The sequence below is a fragment of the Rhodoferax sp. EU05-FHT12H12 genome, assembly GCF_058791215.1.
In genome coordinates this window covers 271,766-284,471 of record NZ_JBYTDI010000003.1, presented here as the reverse complement: position 1 = coordinate 284,471, position 12,706 = coordinate 271,766, and the positions used below count along the sequence as shown (strand labels likewise).

12 protein-coding genes are annotated in these 12,706 nt (G+C 63.9%); 8 read left to right on the top strand and 4 right to left on the bottom strand.

Features of this window, described 5'->3' with window-relative positions:
* Nucleotides 1–6: 6 nt before the first annotated feature.
* A complete protein-coding gene (gene glmU / locus AC3WS7_RS10735) occupies nt 7–1,386 on the bottom strand; it encodes a bifunctional UDP-N-acetylglucosamine diphosphorylase/glucosamine-1-phosphate N-acetyltransferase GlmU (protein ID WP_492656539.1) in 1,380 nt (459 codons plus the stop codon).
* Nucleotides 1,387–1,542: 156 nt separating this feature from the next.
* On the opposite strand from glmU, the gene AC3WS7_RS10730 reads away from it, so the two are divergent.
* Nucleotides 1,543–2,370, top strand: coding sequence for a DUF6279 family lipoprotein (locus AC3WS7_RS10730; protein ID WP_492656334.1), 828 nt, complete (start codon nt 1,543–1,545; stop codon nt 2,368–2,370).
* 14 nt (nt 2,371–2,384) lie between these two features.
* Entirely contained in the window at nt 2,385–2,804 is a 420-nt protein-coding gene (locus AC3WS7_RS10725) for a TfoX/Sxy family protein (protein ID WP_492656333.1), read from the top strand.
* 46 nt (nt 2,805–2,850) lie between these two features.
* On the opposite strand, the gene AC3WS7_RS10720 is transcribed toward AC3WS7_RS10725, so the two are convergent.
* Nucleotides 2,851–3,450 carry a 5-formyltetrahydrofolate cyclo-ligase gene (locus tag AC3WS7_RS10720; RefSeq protein ID WP_296472651.1) on the bottom strand — a complete coding sequence of 200 codons (600 nt, stop codon included), beginning with the start codon at nt 3,448–3,450 and terminating at the stop codon, nt 2,851–2,853.
* Nucleotides 3,451–3,459: 9 nt separating this feature from the next.
* Between AC3WS7_RS10720 and AC3WS7_RS10715 the strand changes: the two genes are divergently transcribed.
* The 6 genes from AC3WS7_RS10715 (at nt 3,460) to AC3WS7_RS10690 (ending at nt 10,687) form a co-directional block, all read left to right on the top strand.
* Nucleotides 3,460–5,472 carry a lytic transglycosylase domain-containing protein gene (locus AC3WS7_RS10715; RefSeq protein WP_296472649.1) on the top strand — a complete coding sequence of 671 codons (2,013 nt, stop codon included), beginning with the start codon at nt 3,460–3,462 and terminating at the stop codon, nt 5,470–5,472.
* Nucleotides 5,473–5,581: 109 nt separating this feature from the next.
* Entirely contained in the window at nt 5,582–6,265 is a 684-nt protein-coding gene (locus AC3WS7_RS10710; RefSeq protein ID WP_296472647.1) for a glutathione S-transferase family protein, read from the top strand.
* Between the two features lie 19 nt (nt 6,266–6,284).
* Nucleotides 6,285–7,586: a multifunctional CCA addition/repair protein gene (locus AC3WS7_RS10705; RefSeq protein ID WP_492656332.1), complete on the top strand. Its 1,302-nt coding sequence runs from the start codon at nt 6,285–6,287 to the stop codon at nt 7,584–7,586.
* Between the two features lie 47 nt (nt 7,587–7,633).
* On the top strand, nt 7,634–8,335 hold the full coding sequence (locus AC3WS7_RS10700) for a response regulator transcription factor (protein WP_296472643.1): 702 nt from the start codon (nt 7,634–7,636) through the stop codon (nt 8,333–8,335).
* The gene (locus AC3WS7_RS10695) at nt 8,332–9,708 is read left to right on the top strand and encodes a sensor histidine kinase (protein ID WP_296472641.1); all 1,377 of its coding nucleotides are present in this window, start codon (nt 8,332–8,334) and stop codon (nt 9,706–9,708) included. Before AC3WS7_RS10700 ends, AC3WS7_RS10695 begins: the two co-directional genes overlap by 4 nt.
* 157 nt (nt 9,709–9,865) lie before the next feature.
* The gene (locus tag AC3WS7_RS10690; RefSeq protein WP_492656331.1) at nt 9,866–10,687 is read left to right on the top strand and encodes a hypothetical protein; all 822 of its coding nucleotides are present in this window, start codon (nt 9,866–9,868) and stop codon (nt 10,685–10,687) included.
* Nucleotides 10,688–10,769: 82 nt separating this feature from the next.
* On the opposite strand, the gene AC3WS7_RS10685 is transcribed toward AC3WS7_RS10690, so the two are convergent.
* Nucleotides 10,770–11,843 (bottom strand): ABC transporter ATP-binding protein, encoded by a 1,074-nt coding sequence (locus tag AC3WS7_RS10685; protein WP_296472637.1) that lies wholly within the window; start codon nt 11,841–11,843, stop codon nt 10,770–10,772.
* Nucleotides 11,844–11,847: 4 nt separating this feature from the next.
* Nucleotides 11,848–12,702, bottom strand: a complete 855-nt coding sequence (locus tag AC3WS7_RS10680) for a carbohydrate ABC transporter permease (protein WP_492656330.1) — start codon at nt 12,700–12,702, stop codon at nt 11,848–11,850.
* Between the last annotated feature and the right edge of the window lie 4 nt (nt 12,703–12,706).

The window sequence follows — 12,706 nt, the reverse complement described above, 5'->3', positions numbered from 1 at the left end:
GGAGATTCAGGCCTTGGGTTTCTTGGCGGGCCGTGCCCAATTGGCGATGCTGACCTGCTTGCCGCGCGCTACGCTCAGGGCGCCGGGTTCGGTGCTCTTGGTGATGGTGGAGCCACCGCCCACCGTGCCGCCCGCGCCAATGGTGACCGGCGCCACCAGCACGCAGTTGCTGCCCACGTGCACATCCGCCTCAATCACGGTGCGGTGTTTGTTGGCGCCATCGTAGTTGGCGGTGATGCTGCCGGCGCCGTAGTTGACGCGCTCGCCCACCGTGGCGTCGCCCAGATATGCCAGATGGTTGGCTTTGGCCCCCTTGGCCAGGGTGGAGTTTTTGACTTCCACAAAGTTGCCAATGTGCACCTCGGCCCCAAGCTTGGCGCCCGGCCGCAGGCGGGCAAAGGGGCCGATGAGCGCACCCGCGCCCACGGTCACACCCAGTTTCTCGCCGTCGATGTGGGTAAAGGGGTGAATCACCGCGCCCGCCTCGATCACCGCATTGGCGATCACACAGTGCGCACCGATAGACACGCCCTCCCCCAGGCTCACCAGCCCCTGGAAAATGCAGTTGATATCAATGCTCACGTCATGCGCGCAGAGCAGGTCGCCTCGCACATCAATACGTGCCGGGTCGGCCAGGCGCACCCCCTCTTCCATCAGTCGGTGCGCCTGGCGCAATTGGTACGCACGCTCCAGCTCGGCCAGCTGCACCGGACTGTTGACACCGGCCACCTGCACCGCGTCGTCGATCTTGTAGGCCACCACGTCCACGCCATCGGCCACCGCGAACTTCACGATGTCGGTCAGGTAGTACTCCTTCTGCGCATTCTGGTTGTCCAGCCGTGCCAGCCAGCGCTTGAGCTGGGCCGCCGGCACGGCCATGATGCCGCTGTAAATCTCGGTGATCTGGCGTTGCACGTCCGACGCATCCTTGTGCTCCACAATGGCCTGAACCGCATCGCCAGTGCGCACAATGCGGCCATAACCCGTGGGGTCGCGCTGTTCCAGCGTCAGCAGGGCCAACTTGTCGCCTGCGCAGGCAGAGATCAGGTGAAACAGCGTGTCGGCCTGGGTCAGCGGAACGTCGCCTGACAACACCACCACGACGCCGTCGTCGGCCAGTGCGGGCACCGCCTGCTGCACGGCATGGCCCGTGCCCAGCTGGGGCTCCTGGCGCACAAAATTAAGGTCAAATTCGGCTGCAGCCCCCGTGGATACTGCGCAAGCCGCTTCTACTTCGATAGCACCATGGCCGGTAATCACCACCACCTTGCGTGCCAGCAGCTGGGCCGCGGTGTCCAGCACATGCCCCAGCAACGGGCGCCCGGCCAAGGTGTGCAAGACCTTGGGGGTTTTGCTCTTCATGCGCGTGCCTTTGCCCGCCGCCATAATGACCACGTCCACGATCGGCCGCTGGCCTGAAGCCCCTTGAACCTGAAAACTAGACGTCACGTGCATGTCCTCGCGCAAATTTCTGATGAATGGGTTCGGCCACAGCGCTGGTGGGCCAGCGCGGGCCGTTGGTGCGCCATTATCGGGCTGCTCATGGGCTTGCTAAGCCTGAGCGGCTGCAACGCCGTACGCCTGGGCTACAACAACGCCCCGGACCTGGCCTACTGGTGGCTGGACAGCTACTTTGACTTTGACGGCCCCCAGTCCACCCGCTTGCGCAACGACCTGCATACCCTGCAGGACTGGCACCGCAAGGACGAACTTCCCGAGTTGGCCACCACCCTCAAGAACCTGCAGGCCGCCGCCCCCCAGGAGGTAACGGCTGCGCAGGTCTGCCAGCTCAGCCTGTACGTGGAAGAACGCATCCAGACCACGCTGGACCGCGCAGCGCCCACGGCCGTGGCCTTGGGCCCCACCCTGGGCCCGGCGCAGCTGGAACACCTGGCCCGCGCGCTGGACAAGCGCAACCGCGAATGGCGCGAAGAGTGGATGGACGGCAGCCCCGAAGAGCGCCAGGAACGCCGCCTGAAAAAACTGGTGGAGCGTGCCGAGGGCTTCTACGGCCGCCTCACCGAGGTGCAGCGCAAGCAGCTGCAGGGCCAGTTGGAGGCCTCGGCCTTCGATGCCAGTGTGCAGTACCGCGAGGTGCTGCGCCGCCAGCAGGACACCCTGCAAACCCTGCGCGCGCTGCGCAACGGCAACGCAACGGAGATCCACACCCAGGCCGAAGTGCGCGCCCTGGTGGCCCGCAGCCTGCAGTCGCCCGACCCGGCCTTTCGCCAGTACACCGAGCGTGTGCGCAGCCAGGCCTGCGAGGCCATTGCGGCTTTTCACAACCGCACATCCGCCAGCCAGCGCCAGCGCCTGCAAGACACGCTGAAGGGTTACGAGGGCGACGTCCGCGCCCTGATGCGGCCCTGAGCCCCCGCCCGCCCATGGACGCCAGCTTTGCCGACTACGCTTGTGAACTGCTGGGCAGTGTCGGGCCCTGCCGCGCCCGCCGCATGTTTGGCGGCTGGGGCATCAGTGTGGACGGCATGACGATTGCCATCCTGGCCAACCTGGGCGATGGCGATACGCTGTGGCTCAAGGCCAGCGAAGAAAGCCGCCCCCGCTTTGAGGCCGAAGGCTGCGCCCGCTTCACCTACCTGGTGCAAGGCCAGCCCAAAAGCATGAACTACTACAGCGCCCCGGCCGACGCCATGGAATCGCCCGCCCTGATGCAACCATGGGCACGGTTGGCGCTGCAGGCCGCGCTGCAGGCCAAGAAACCGGCTGCCAGGACCAGGACACCCGCCACAAAAAGTCCTGCCCGGAAGCGCAAGCCGCCGCCGGGCCGTCCCAAGGCGGGTTAACCCCTCGGGGGCCGCACCCCACGCAGCTGCGGAGCGTGGGACTACCTCAAATCGGCCAAACGATCCCGTGGTCGTTGAGGATGGCGTCCAGTGGCATGTCGTGCGGCTCGGGTTCAAAATCGTCCACAAAATCGGTGCCAAAGCCCAAGCCCACGGTAACCGGTTTGGGGTCCAGACTGCCCAGCATGCGGTCGTAGAACCCACCGCCATAACCCAGCCGGTAGCCCCCCGCGCTGTAGCCCACGCAGGGCACAAACAGCAGGGTGGGCACGATCAATTCGGTGTCCTTGGGCTTGGGGATGCCGTAGGCGTCTTCCTCCATGGGGCAACCGGGGTACCAGGCATGGAAGGTCATGGTTTTGTGCTCCCGGTTCACCACCGGCAAGCCGATGCGGCGGGGCTGCGGCTGGTCAATCAGCTCGCCATCTTCCTTCCAGCGGTGCAGCGCCGGCAGCGGGTCAAACTCGCCCTTGATGGGCCAATAGGCGCCAATCACCACGTCCGTGCGCCCTACCAGCCAGATCCGCATCACGCGCTGCAGAAGTTCCGCGCGCTGTAGGCGGTCGGGCAGGTTCAGGCGTTGTTCGAGAAGCGCCTTGCGAAGGGCTTTCTTTTGCGCGGCTTTGCTTTCGTTCGAGTTATCCATAATCCCCACATGCAGTTTTCAGCCATTCTGACATCCTTGGCCCTCGCGGGCTTCGCGGTGTCCTCCTTTGCCGCCCCGGCCAAAGCCCAAGGACGCGATGTGGTGCGCGAGTCCGCGCGCTCCGACGACACCATCCTCGACATGGCGCAAGCCTACAAGCAGCGTGACCGCAAGCGACTGGCGGCCCTGCTGCCGCAGGCGCGCAACCACCCACTGGAGCCCTGGGCGGCGTACTGGGAGTTGTCGGCCCGGCTGGACGATGCCAGCAACACCGATATCCAGGACTTTTTGTACCGCTACAGCGGCACCTACCAGGAAGACCGACTGCGCGCAGAATGGCTGCAGGTGCTGGGCCGTCGCAGCGACTGGGCCAGCTTCCAGCGTGAGCTGCCGGCCTACCGCATGAACGACGACCGCGCCATTCGCTGCTACGGCCTGCTGGCGGACTACAGCACCCAGGGCACCGATGTGGCCAATGCGGTGCAGGACACCTGGCTGGCCCTCAAAGACGCCGACGAGGCCTGTGCAAGCGCAGCAGGCCAATTGCTCAACGACAAGAAATTCACTGCTCACACAGTCTGGCTGCGCGCCCGCTTGGGGTTGGAAAACGACCGCCTGCGCATCGCCACCCAGGCCGTGGGCCTGCTGGATGCGGATTGGGTCAAGACCGTCAACACCCTCTACCTCAACCCCGGCAAGTACCTCAACGACAAACTCACCGCGCTGCGCCCGCAAACCCGCGAGCTGGTGTCGCTGGCGCTGATCCGCCAGGCCTACCAAGAACCCGCCGAAGCCGCAGCAGAGATGGAGAAGCTGCGCTGGAAAGCCCAGCTCACGCAGGAAGAGCGCAGCTGGATCTGGGGCGTAATTGGCAAACGCGCTGCCCAAAAACTCTCTGACGATGCCGTGGGCTACTTCGCCAAGGGCCAGTTCCAGCACATGCACGAAGACCACCTGGCCTGGGCCGCCCGCGCCGCCCTGCGTGCCGGGCGCTGGGCCATGGTGCAAGACGCCATTGCCGCCATGCCCGATGCGCTGCGCAATGACCCCACCTGGGTCTACTGGCGCGCCCGCGCCCAGTTAGCCCGCGCCACCACCGACGCAGCCCGGGCAGACGCCACCCGCGCGCTGGAGGGCATTGCCGGCATCAAGGGCTTTTATGAAATGCTGGCCCTGGAAGACCTGGGCCAGAAGGTCAATGCCCCGGCCAAGCCCCTGCCCCTGACCCCCGAGGAAAAAGACCACGCGCGCACCAACCCCGGTCTCATGCGCGCGCTGTATGCCGTGCAATTGGGTCTGCGCACCGAGGGCGTGCGGGAGTGGAACTACACCACCAACCTGCATAGCAAAGGCGGCATGGACGACCGCAGCCTGCTGGCCGCCGCCGACCTGGCCTGCAAGGCCGAGGTGTGGGACCGCTGCATCAACACCAGCGAACGCACCAAGGGTGTGGTGGACATGGAGCAACGGTTTCCCATGCCCTTCAAGGCCGCCGTGCTGGCGCGCACCCAGACGATTGGCCTGGAGCCAGCCTATGTGTACGGCCTGATCCGCCAGGAAAGCCGTTTCATCATGGACGCCAAATCCGTCGTGGGCGCCGCCGGCCTGATGCAGGTCATGCCGGCCACCGCGCGCTGGACCGCCAAGAAAATGGGCCTGACCGACTTCCAGGCCCACCAGATCACCGACCGCGACACCAACATCGCCATTGGCACGGGTTATCTCAAGCTGGTGCTGGACAGCTTTGGCGGCTCCATGCCCATGGCCGCGGCCGCCTACAACGCCGGCCCGGGCCGCCCGCGCATCTGGCGCGGCCAGACCGGCAGCCCCACGGTAGAGGCCGCCATCTGGGCCGAAAACGTGCCATTTTCCGAAACCCGCGACTATGTGAAGAAAGTGCTGGCCAACACCACGCTGTACGCCGCGCTGATCAGCGGCCAGCCCCAGTCGCTCAAGGCTCGCCTGGGCACGGTGGGCCCGCGCGACGCCAGCACGCCGGAAGCCGGGCTGGAACTGCCGTAAGCCCGCCGCCTGCAACGGCGTGCGGCATGCATCAATGGGGCCTGCCTTTGTCATCAATCGGCAGGGCCCAAGCCTTTAGGATGAATGCCCTTTCACGCACAGGTGCCCCATGCTCAAACTCTATATCGGCAACAAAAATTACTCTTCGTGGTCCATGCGCCCCTGGGTGCTGCTCAAGCAGGCGGGGATCGACTTTGAAGAAGTCATGGTCCGCTTCGACTCGTTCGACAGCAGCTCAAAGTTCAAAGCCACACTGGGCCCGCTGACGCCCACCGGCAAAGTGCCGCTGCTGGTGGACGGCGATTTGGCCATCTGGGACACGCTGGCAATTGCCGAATACGTGGCTGAACAGTTCTCTGGCACCCCGCTGTGGCCGCACGACAAGGCCGCCCGCGCCCGGGCGCGCAGTGTGTGTGCCGAAATGCACTCCGGCTTCACCGCCCTGCGCGGCAACTGCCCCATGAACATCGAGGCCGACCTGGCCGCCCAGGGCGCCCTGATCTGGCGTGACAAACCGGCCGTACGCGCCGACGTGGCACGCCTGGTCGCCATGTGGGAAGGCCTGCTGGACCAACACGGCGGCCCCCTGCTGTTTGGCAGCTTCAGCGTGGCCGACGCCTACTTTGCTCCGGTCTGCACGCGCCTCAAGACCTACGGCCTGCCGTTGCCGCCCAAAGCCGCCGCCTACGTGGCCCATGTGCTGGCCCTGCCCGGTGTGCAAGCCTGGGTGAACGACGCCTTGGCAGAAAAAGACTTTCTGGACTTTGAAGAACCCTACCGCCTGAAGCGCTAAACCCCACCACGCCTGCCCCATGCCTGCCGCCACAACGCCCCTCACCATCCCCGGCCAGACCTACCTGGTGGGCGGCGCCGTGCGCGACGCGCTGCTGGGCCTGCCGGTGCAGGACCGCGACTGGGTGGTGGTGGGCGCTACACCGCAGGCCATGCTGGACGCAGGCTTTGTGGCGGTGGGCCGCGACTTCCCGGTGTTTTTGCACCCACTGACGCACGAGGAATACGCGCTGGCCCGCACCGAGCGCAAGACGGCCCCTGGCTACCGCGGCTTTGCCGTGCATGCCGAGCCGGGCGTGACGCTGGAAGAGGACCTGGCGCGGCGTGATCTTACTATCAATTCAATAGCTGCTCGCGCAGAATCCACGGGGGCTAGAAGCCAATTTGATCAAAAAACTGTGGTAGACCCCTACGGTGGCCGGGCCGACATCGCCCAGCGCGTGCTGCGCCATGTGACCCCCGCCTTCCGCGAAGACCCGGTGCGCATCCTGCGGCTGGCGCGTTTTGCTGCGCGCTTTACCGATTTCACCGTAGCCCCCGAAACCACGGCCCTCATGCAGGCCATGGTGGCCGAGGGCGAGGTGGACCACCTGGTGCCCGAGCGCGTGTGGCAGGAGCTGGCCAAGGGCCTGATGGAAGCCCAGCCCTCCCGCATGTTTGCGGTGCTGCGCAGCTGCGGCGCGCTGGCGCGGCTGCTGCCAGAGCTGGATCGGCTGTGGGGCGTGCCCCAAAGCCCCGAGCACCACCCCGAGGTGGACACCGGCGTCCACGTGATGCTGGTGCTGGACCGCGCCGCCCAACTGGGCGCCCCGCTGGCGGTGCGCTTTGCCTGCCTGGGCCACGACCTGGGCAAGGGCACCACGCCGGCCGACGTATTGCCGCGCCACATTGGCCACGAGGAACGCAGCGTGCGCCTGCTCAAGACCGTGTGCCAGCGCCTGCGCGTGCCTACCGACTGTGCCGAGCTGGCCGAGGTGGTGGCGCGCGAACACGGCAACCTCCACCGCAGTGGCACGCTCAACGCTGCGGCCTTGGTGCGCCTGCTGGAGCGCTGCGACGCCTTTCGCAAGCCGGTCCGGTTTGCGCAGGTGCTGCAAGCCTGCCAGTGCGATGCCCAGGGCCGACTGGGCCTGAGCGACACGCCCTACCCACAAGCCGACCGCCTGGGTCGCGCTCTTGAACTGGCGCTGGCAGTCGCTACAGATTCCATAGCTGCTCGCGCAATATCCATGGGCGCTACAGGCCCAAAGATAGGTCAATTCATCCAAACCGCGCGCGCCGAGGCGATTGCCGCCGGTTTGGCCGCATCCCCTGCCGCCTGAGGGTAGTTCCGAGCCTGCGGCGCAGGCCGCCTTGGTATGCTCAGGCCATGGCCCATTTACTGATTGTTGAAGACGACGAATTGCTGCGCGACGGCCTGTGCGCGCAGCTGGTCCACGCGGGCCACAGCGTGAGCAGCGCCAGCGACGGCGCGCAGGCCCAAAGCCTGCTGGAAAGCACCCGCTTTGACGGTGTGGTGCTGGACCTCGGCCTGCCTGTGGTGGACGGCATCCAGGTGCTGCAGTGGATACGCCAGCGCCTCACGGCCTTGCCGGTGCTCATCCTCACCGCGCGCGACGGCGTGGACGACCGGGTGCAAGGGCTGAATGCCGGGGCCGACGACTACCTCACCAAACCCTTCAACATGGCTGAGCTGCTGGCCCGCCTGCAGGCCATGCTGCGCCGCTCGCGCCTGCCCGCGTTTGGCGGCTCGCTGGAGGTGCAAAGCAGCTCCAGCAAAAACCTGCGCCTGGACCCGGTGCTGCCCCTGGCCTGGTTGGGCGAAGAGCCCATGGACCTGACCCAGCGGGAGTGGTCCCTGCTCTCGCTGCTGGTCAACAACATGGGCCAGGTGGTGGGCCGTGAAGATGTGCTGGCCGTGTGGCAAACCCAGCCGCAAGACGGTGCCGCCGTGGGCTCGAATGCACTGGAGGTGTATGTGCACCGCCTGCGCCGCAAGCTCACCGACAGTGGCCTCAACATCCGCAACGTGCGCGGCCTGGGCTACATGCTGGAAACCGAAGGCGCATGAGCGCACCGGCCCGCTTCTCGCTCAAGCGGCAGCTGCTGGTGTGGCTGCTGCTGCCGCAGCTGGTGCTGTGGCTCATGGGTGGGGTGCTGGCGTTTCGGGTGGCGCTCACCTATGCCGAGAAGACGATTGACCAGTCGCTGACCCAATCGGTACGTTCGCTGGCGCGCCAGGTCAAACCCATGGGCTCGGGCCTGCTGGTGGACTTTCCGCGCGCGGCGCGCGACATCATTGAGCAGGACCCCGAGGACCGCGTGGCCTACATGGTGTCCTCGCCGCCCGGCAGCTTTTTGCTGGGCAACACCAAGATCCCGGGCATGACGCCGGACCTGCATGTTCCCAGCAACGAACCGCTGCTGTACGAAGTGGTGCTGGACGGCAAGCCCATGCGCGTGGCCTCCATGGACCTGAGTTTTGGTGACGGCTTTACCGACCAGCGCATGCGCGTGCAGGTGGCCAAGAGCCTGGTGGTGCAGCAGCGCATTGCGCGTGAACTGGTGCGCGATGTGCTGTTCCCGCTGTTGATCCTGGGCGCCGTGCTCAGCGTGCTGGTGTACGAAGGCATCCGCCGTGGCCTGGCCCCGCTGGAGCGGCTGGAAGCCCAGCTTGCGCACCGCGCCACAGCGTCGCTCTCTCCCATTGAGATGACCCAGGCGCCAGAGGAAGTGCATTCGTTGGCCAATGCCCTCAACCAGCTGCTCACCACGCTGCGCCGCAGCCTGAGCCAGGAAAAACGTTTCTTGAACGACGCCGCCCACCAGCTGCGCACCCCGCTGGCGGGCCTCATCAGCCAGACCGAGCTGGCCATGCAAGAGACCGAACCCGAAGCCCTGCGCCAGCGCCTGGTCAAGGTACACACCGGCGCGCAGCGCAGCGCCCACCTGGTGCACCAGCTGTTGTCTTTGGCCCGTACCGAGGCCGAGGTGGTGCTGCACCCGGTGGACGTGGCCGCACTCGCCCGCGAAGTGGCCCGCGAATGGACACCGCGCGCCGTAGCGGCCGGGGTGGACCTGGGCTACGAGGGCGAAGACACGCTGATGGTGCCTGGCGACAAGCTGCTGCTGCGCGAAGGCCTGAGCAACCTGATCGACAACGCCTTGCGTTACGCAGGCAAAGGCGTCAACGTGACGCTGCGCACCGAAGTGCGCGACGGCCACTGCATTCTGGAAGTCGAAGACACCGGCCCCGGCCTGTCCGCCGAGCACCTGGAGCGGGTGTTTGAACGCTTCTGGCGCGCCAGCGAGTTGCCCGGTGGCTGCGGGCTAGGCCTGTCCATCGTGGCTGAGATTGCTCAGCGACACCGCGGCACAGCGACAGCACGCACGACGCTGCCGCATGGGTTGACGATCAGTTTGCAGTTGCCGTTGCAGGGGTGACGACGAGGCCTCTGCTATCGCGCAACGCCACTTTAAATTCACTCTTTTGGGGGATTGACACTGACCAAGGGCCATGCAGAATGGTCGGCGCAATGGCTCGGATAAGTCATCCCCTGTTGCTTACTCCCCAACCTCAATCACCCGAACCATGAACGCAGTGAAACGCCTGATCACGCCAGCCATATTTGCAATCGCAACAATTTGCACGCAGACTGCAAATGCAGCAGAACTTTTCCCAGATCAAAAACCTCGTCCTTTCGCCCTAGCAGACAAACTGGAGACAGATGCAACTATTGGCGGATATCCCATTTGGCAAGGTGAAGGAAAGTGGCGAATCGTTGATTTGGTTCGCTCAGACAGTACAGGTTCTGCAGCATCAGTACCGCTGGGAACTGCACGCTTCTTTCAATCTGAAGGCAAACAGTGGATTGCTGCGATGGAAGTTCGGAGCAACCTCCAAAGCGGCAGTGGTTTTTGGAACGGAGAGCCGTGCAAACGGGACGACATGTTGTTCAAACTGCAACTTGGAGCAGGGCGGGAAGACAACTGCGTCACCATTAATCACATTACCCGCTACATGAGCAACCCAGGCGGCAAAGCTGCGGAACTCTATGCACTGCTCAAGGAACAAGGTGTAGACATACCACCTACTGTTCTTTTGATTCAACTCACACGAAATGGACTCAGTCAACGGATGTTGCACTACTACATTTGGATCAATCCGGAACTTGTAGGCTTCGCCCGTGAGACTGAAAGTGAATGGGGCCGCAACCCTTGGAACAAGACAATGTCTTTCAATGACCCTGCCAAAAAGCAATACATTGAAGCCCTTACGATTTGGGCCACTAAATTTGTCAACCAAATGGACAATGGATTGAAGCAGAAGCCCGATGCATTTAGCCAGATTCCGACTTGGCGCGGCATTGCGGATGGCGTTGTCAAGGCGGAAGTTGTGAAGACAAAAATTATTCTGGATTGATCACAAAAAAACCCACTATTTACAAAAATAGCCGGACTGTCTTTCAGGACATGCCGGCTTTTTATTTTGTAGTCTTGCTCTATCAGACGTCCAAACGCACACCCGTTGCCGTGTTAAACCAGTTGGTGTTCGCAGGGCTCACGCGCAAGCCCACCTGATCGCCCGACTTCCACTGGGCGCTGGGCGCAGTGCGCACGGTCACGTCGCCTGCAGCGGTCTTGACCACCACATAGGTGTCGGCGCCGGTGGGTTCCACCACCATCACTTCACCACGCCAAGAGGCATCGGCCAGCAGTTCGATGTGCTCGGGGCGCACGCCCAGCGTGGCATCGCCGGTTGCGGGGGTAGCCAGCTCCAGGCTGCTGCCATTGAAGCTGAATCGGCCTTGGGCTCCAGAGGTTTCCACGTGGCCCTTGATCAGGTTCATAGTCGGCGAGCCGATGAAGGTGGCCACGTAGGTGTTGGCCGGGCGGTTGTAGATGTCGTCAGGCGTACCGATTTGCTGCAGGATGCCGTCCTTCATGACCGCAATGCGGCTGCCCAGGGTCATGGCTTCGATCTGGTCGTGCGTCACATACACGCTGGTGATTCCACTGACTTGGTGCAGGCGCTTGATTTCGGCGCGCATTTCGACGCGCAGCTTGGCGTCCAAGTTGGAGAGTGGCTCGTCAAACAAGAAGAGCTGGGGGTCGCGTGCCAAAGCACGGCCCATGGCCACGCGCTGGCGCTGACCGCCAGACAGCTGCGCAGGGCGGCGGTCCAGCAAATGTTCGATCTGCAGCATGGCAGCGACTTCGGCAATGCGCTTTTTGCGCTGCTCCAAAGGCACCTTGCGCATTTCCAGCGCGAAGCCGATGTTGTCGGCCACGCTCATGGTGGGGTACAGCGCGTAGCTCTGGAACACCATGGCAATGTCGCGCTGCGCGGGGGCCACGCCCACCACGTTTTTGCCGGCGATGCGCAGTTCGCCTTCGGAAGGTTCTTCCAGGCCGGCAATGATGTTGAGCAGCGTGGACTTGCCGCAGCCAGAGGGGCCGACCAGGATCAGGAACTCGCCGGGGGCGACGTCGATTTCGATTTTCTTGAGGACTTCAACGGCTTTGTCGCCCTTGCCGAAAACTTTGCGAATGCCTGCGATTTGGAGAGAAGCTGCCATTTTTTTATCCTTTCACCGCGCCGGCGGTGAGACCTTTCACGAAGTATTGACCTGCCAGTACATAGACCAACATGGTGGGAAGACCGGCAATCACGGCCGCAGCCATGTCGACGTTGTAGCTCTTGACGCTGCTGGAGGTGTTGGCCATGTTGTTCAGGCCCACGGTGATGGGTTTGCTGTCCGCGCCGCTGAAGGCCACGCCAAACAGGAAGTCGTTCCAGATGTTGGTGAATTGCCAAATCAGGGTCACCATCAAGATGGGCGTGGACATGGGCACCACGATGCGGAAGAAGATGCGCCAGAAGCCGGCACCGTCAATGCGCGCGGCGTTGACCAGTTCTTTGGGAATGGCGGTGTAGTAGTTGCGGAAGAACAGCGTAGTACCGGCCAAACCTGCGATGCAGTGCACCAGGATCAGACCACCCAGTGAGCTGGACAGACCCAGAAAACCGAGCACCTGGCTCATGGGCAGCAGCACCACCTGGAAGGGCATGAACACGCCAAACAGCATGAACCCAAACAACACCTCGCTGCCCTTGAACTTCCACATCGACAGCACGTAGCCATTGATGGCGCCCCAGGCGGTGGAGATGATCACGGCCGGCACGGCCATGATGACGGAGTTGACAAAGTAAGGCTGCAGGCCGCGGCAGTCGACCCCGGTACAGGCGGAGGACCAGGCCAGTTGCCAGGACTCGAAGTTGAGCCCATGTGGCAGGCTCAGCAAGTTGCCCGAACGGATTTGCTCGGCGTCCTTGAAGGACGTGGCCAGCATCACGTAGAGCGGCGCGAGGAAGAAGAAGGCGGCGATCAGCAGAACGCCGTAGATCAGGATGCGGGGGAGGTTTTTGGACAACATAGTT

Excerpts from the sequence above, each read along its gene's own strand:
- glmU (WP_492656539.1), bottom strand. The coding sequence starts at position 1,386 with ATGGCGGCGGGCAAAGGCACGCGCATGAAGAGCAAAACCCCCAAGGTC.
- AC3WS7_RS10730 (WP_492656334.1), top strand. The coding sequence starts at position 1,543 with ATGGGCTTGCTAAGCCTGAGCGGCTGCAACGCCGTACGCCTGGGCTAC.
- AC3WS7_RS10725 (WP_492656333.1), top strand. The coding sequence starts at position 2,385 with ATGGACGCCAGCTTTGCCGACTACGCTTGTGAACTGCTGGGCAGTGTC.
- AC3WS7_RS10720 (WP_296472651.1), bottom strand. The coding sequence starts at position 3,450 with ATGGATAACTCGAACGAAAGCAAAGCCGCGCAAAAGAAAGCCCTTCGC.
- AC3WS7_RS10715 (WP_296472649.1), top strand. The coding sequence starts at position 3,460 with ATGCAGTTTTCAGCCATTCTGACATCCTTGGCCCTCGCGGGCTTCGCG.
- AC3WS7_RS10710 (WP_296472647.1), top strand. The coding sequence starts at position 5,582 with ATGCTCAAACTCTATATCGGCAACAAAAATTACTCTTCGTGGTCCATG.
- AC3WS7_RS10705 (WP_492656332.1), top strand. The coding sequence starts at position 6,285 with ATGCCTGCCGCCACAACGCCCCTCACCATCCCCGGCCAGACCTACCTG.
- AC3WS7_RS10700 (WP_296472643.1), top strand. The coding sequence starts at position 7,634 with ATGGCCCATTTACTGATTGTTGAAGACGACGAATTGCTGCGCGACGGC.
- AC3WS7_RS10695 (WP_296472641.1), top strand. The coding sequence starts at position 8,332 with ATGAGCGCACCGGCCCGCTTCTCGCTCAAGCGGCAGCTGCTGGTGTGG.
- AC3WS7_RS10685 (WP_296472637.1), bottom strand. The coding sequence starts at position 11,843 with ATGGCAGCTTCTCTCCAAATCGCAGGCATTCGCAAAGTTTTCGGCAAG.
- AC3WS7_RS10680 (WP_492656330.1), bottom strand. The coding sequence starts at position 12,702 with ATGTTGTCCAAAAACCTCCCCCGCATCCTGATCTACGGCGTTCTGCTG.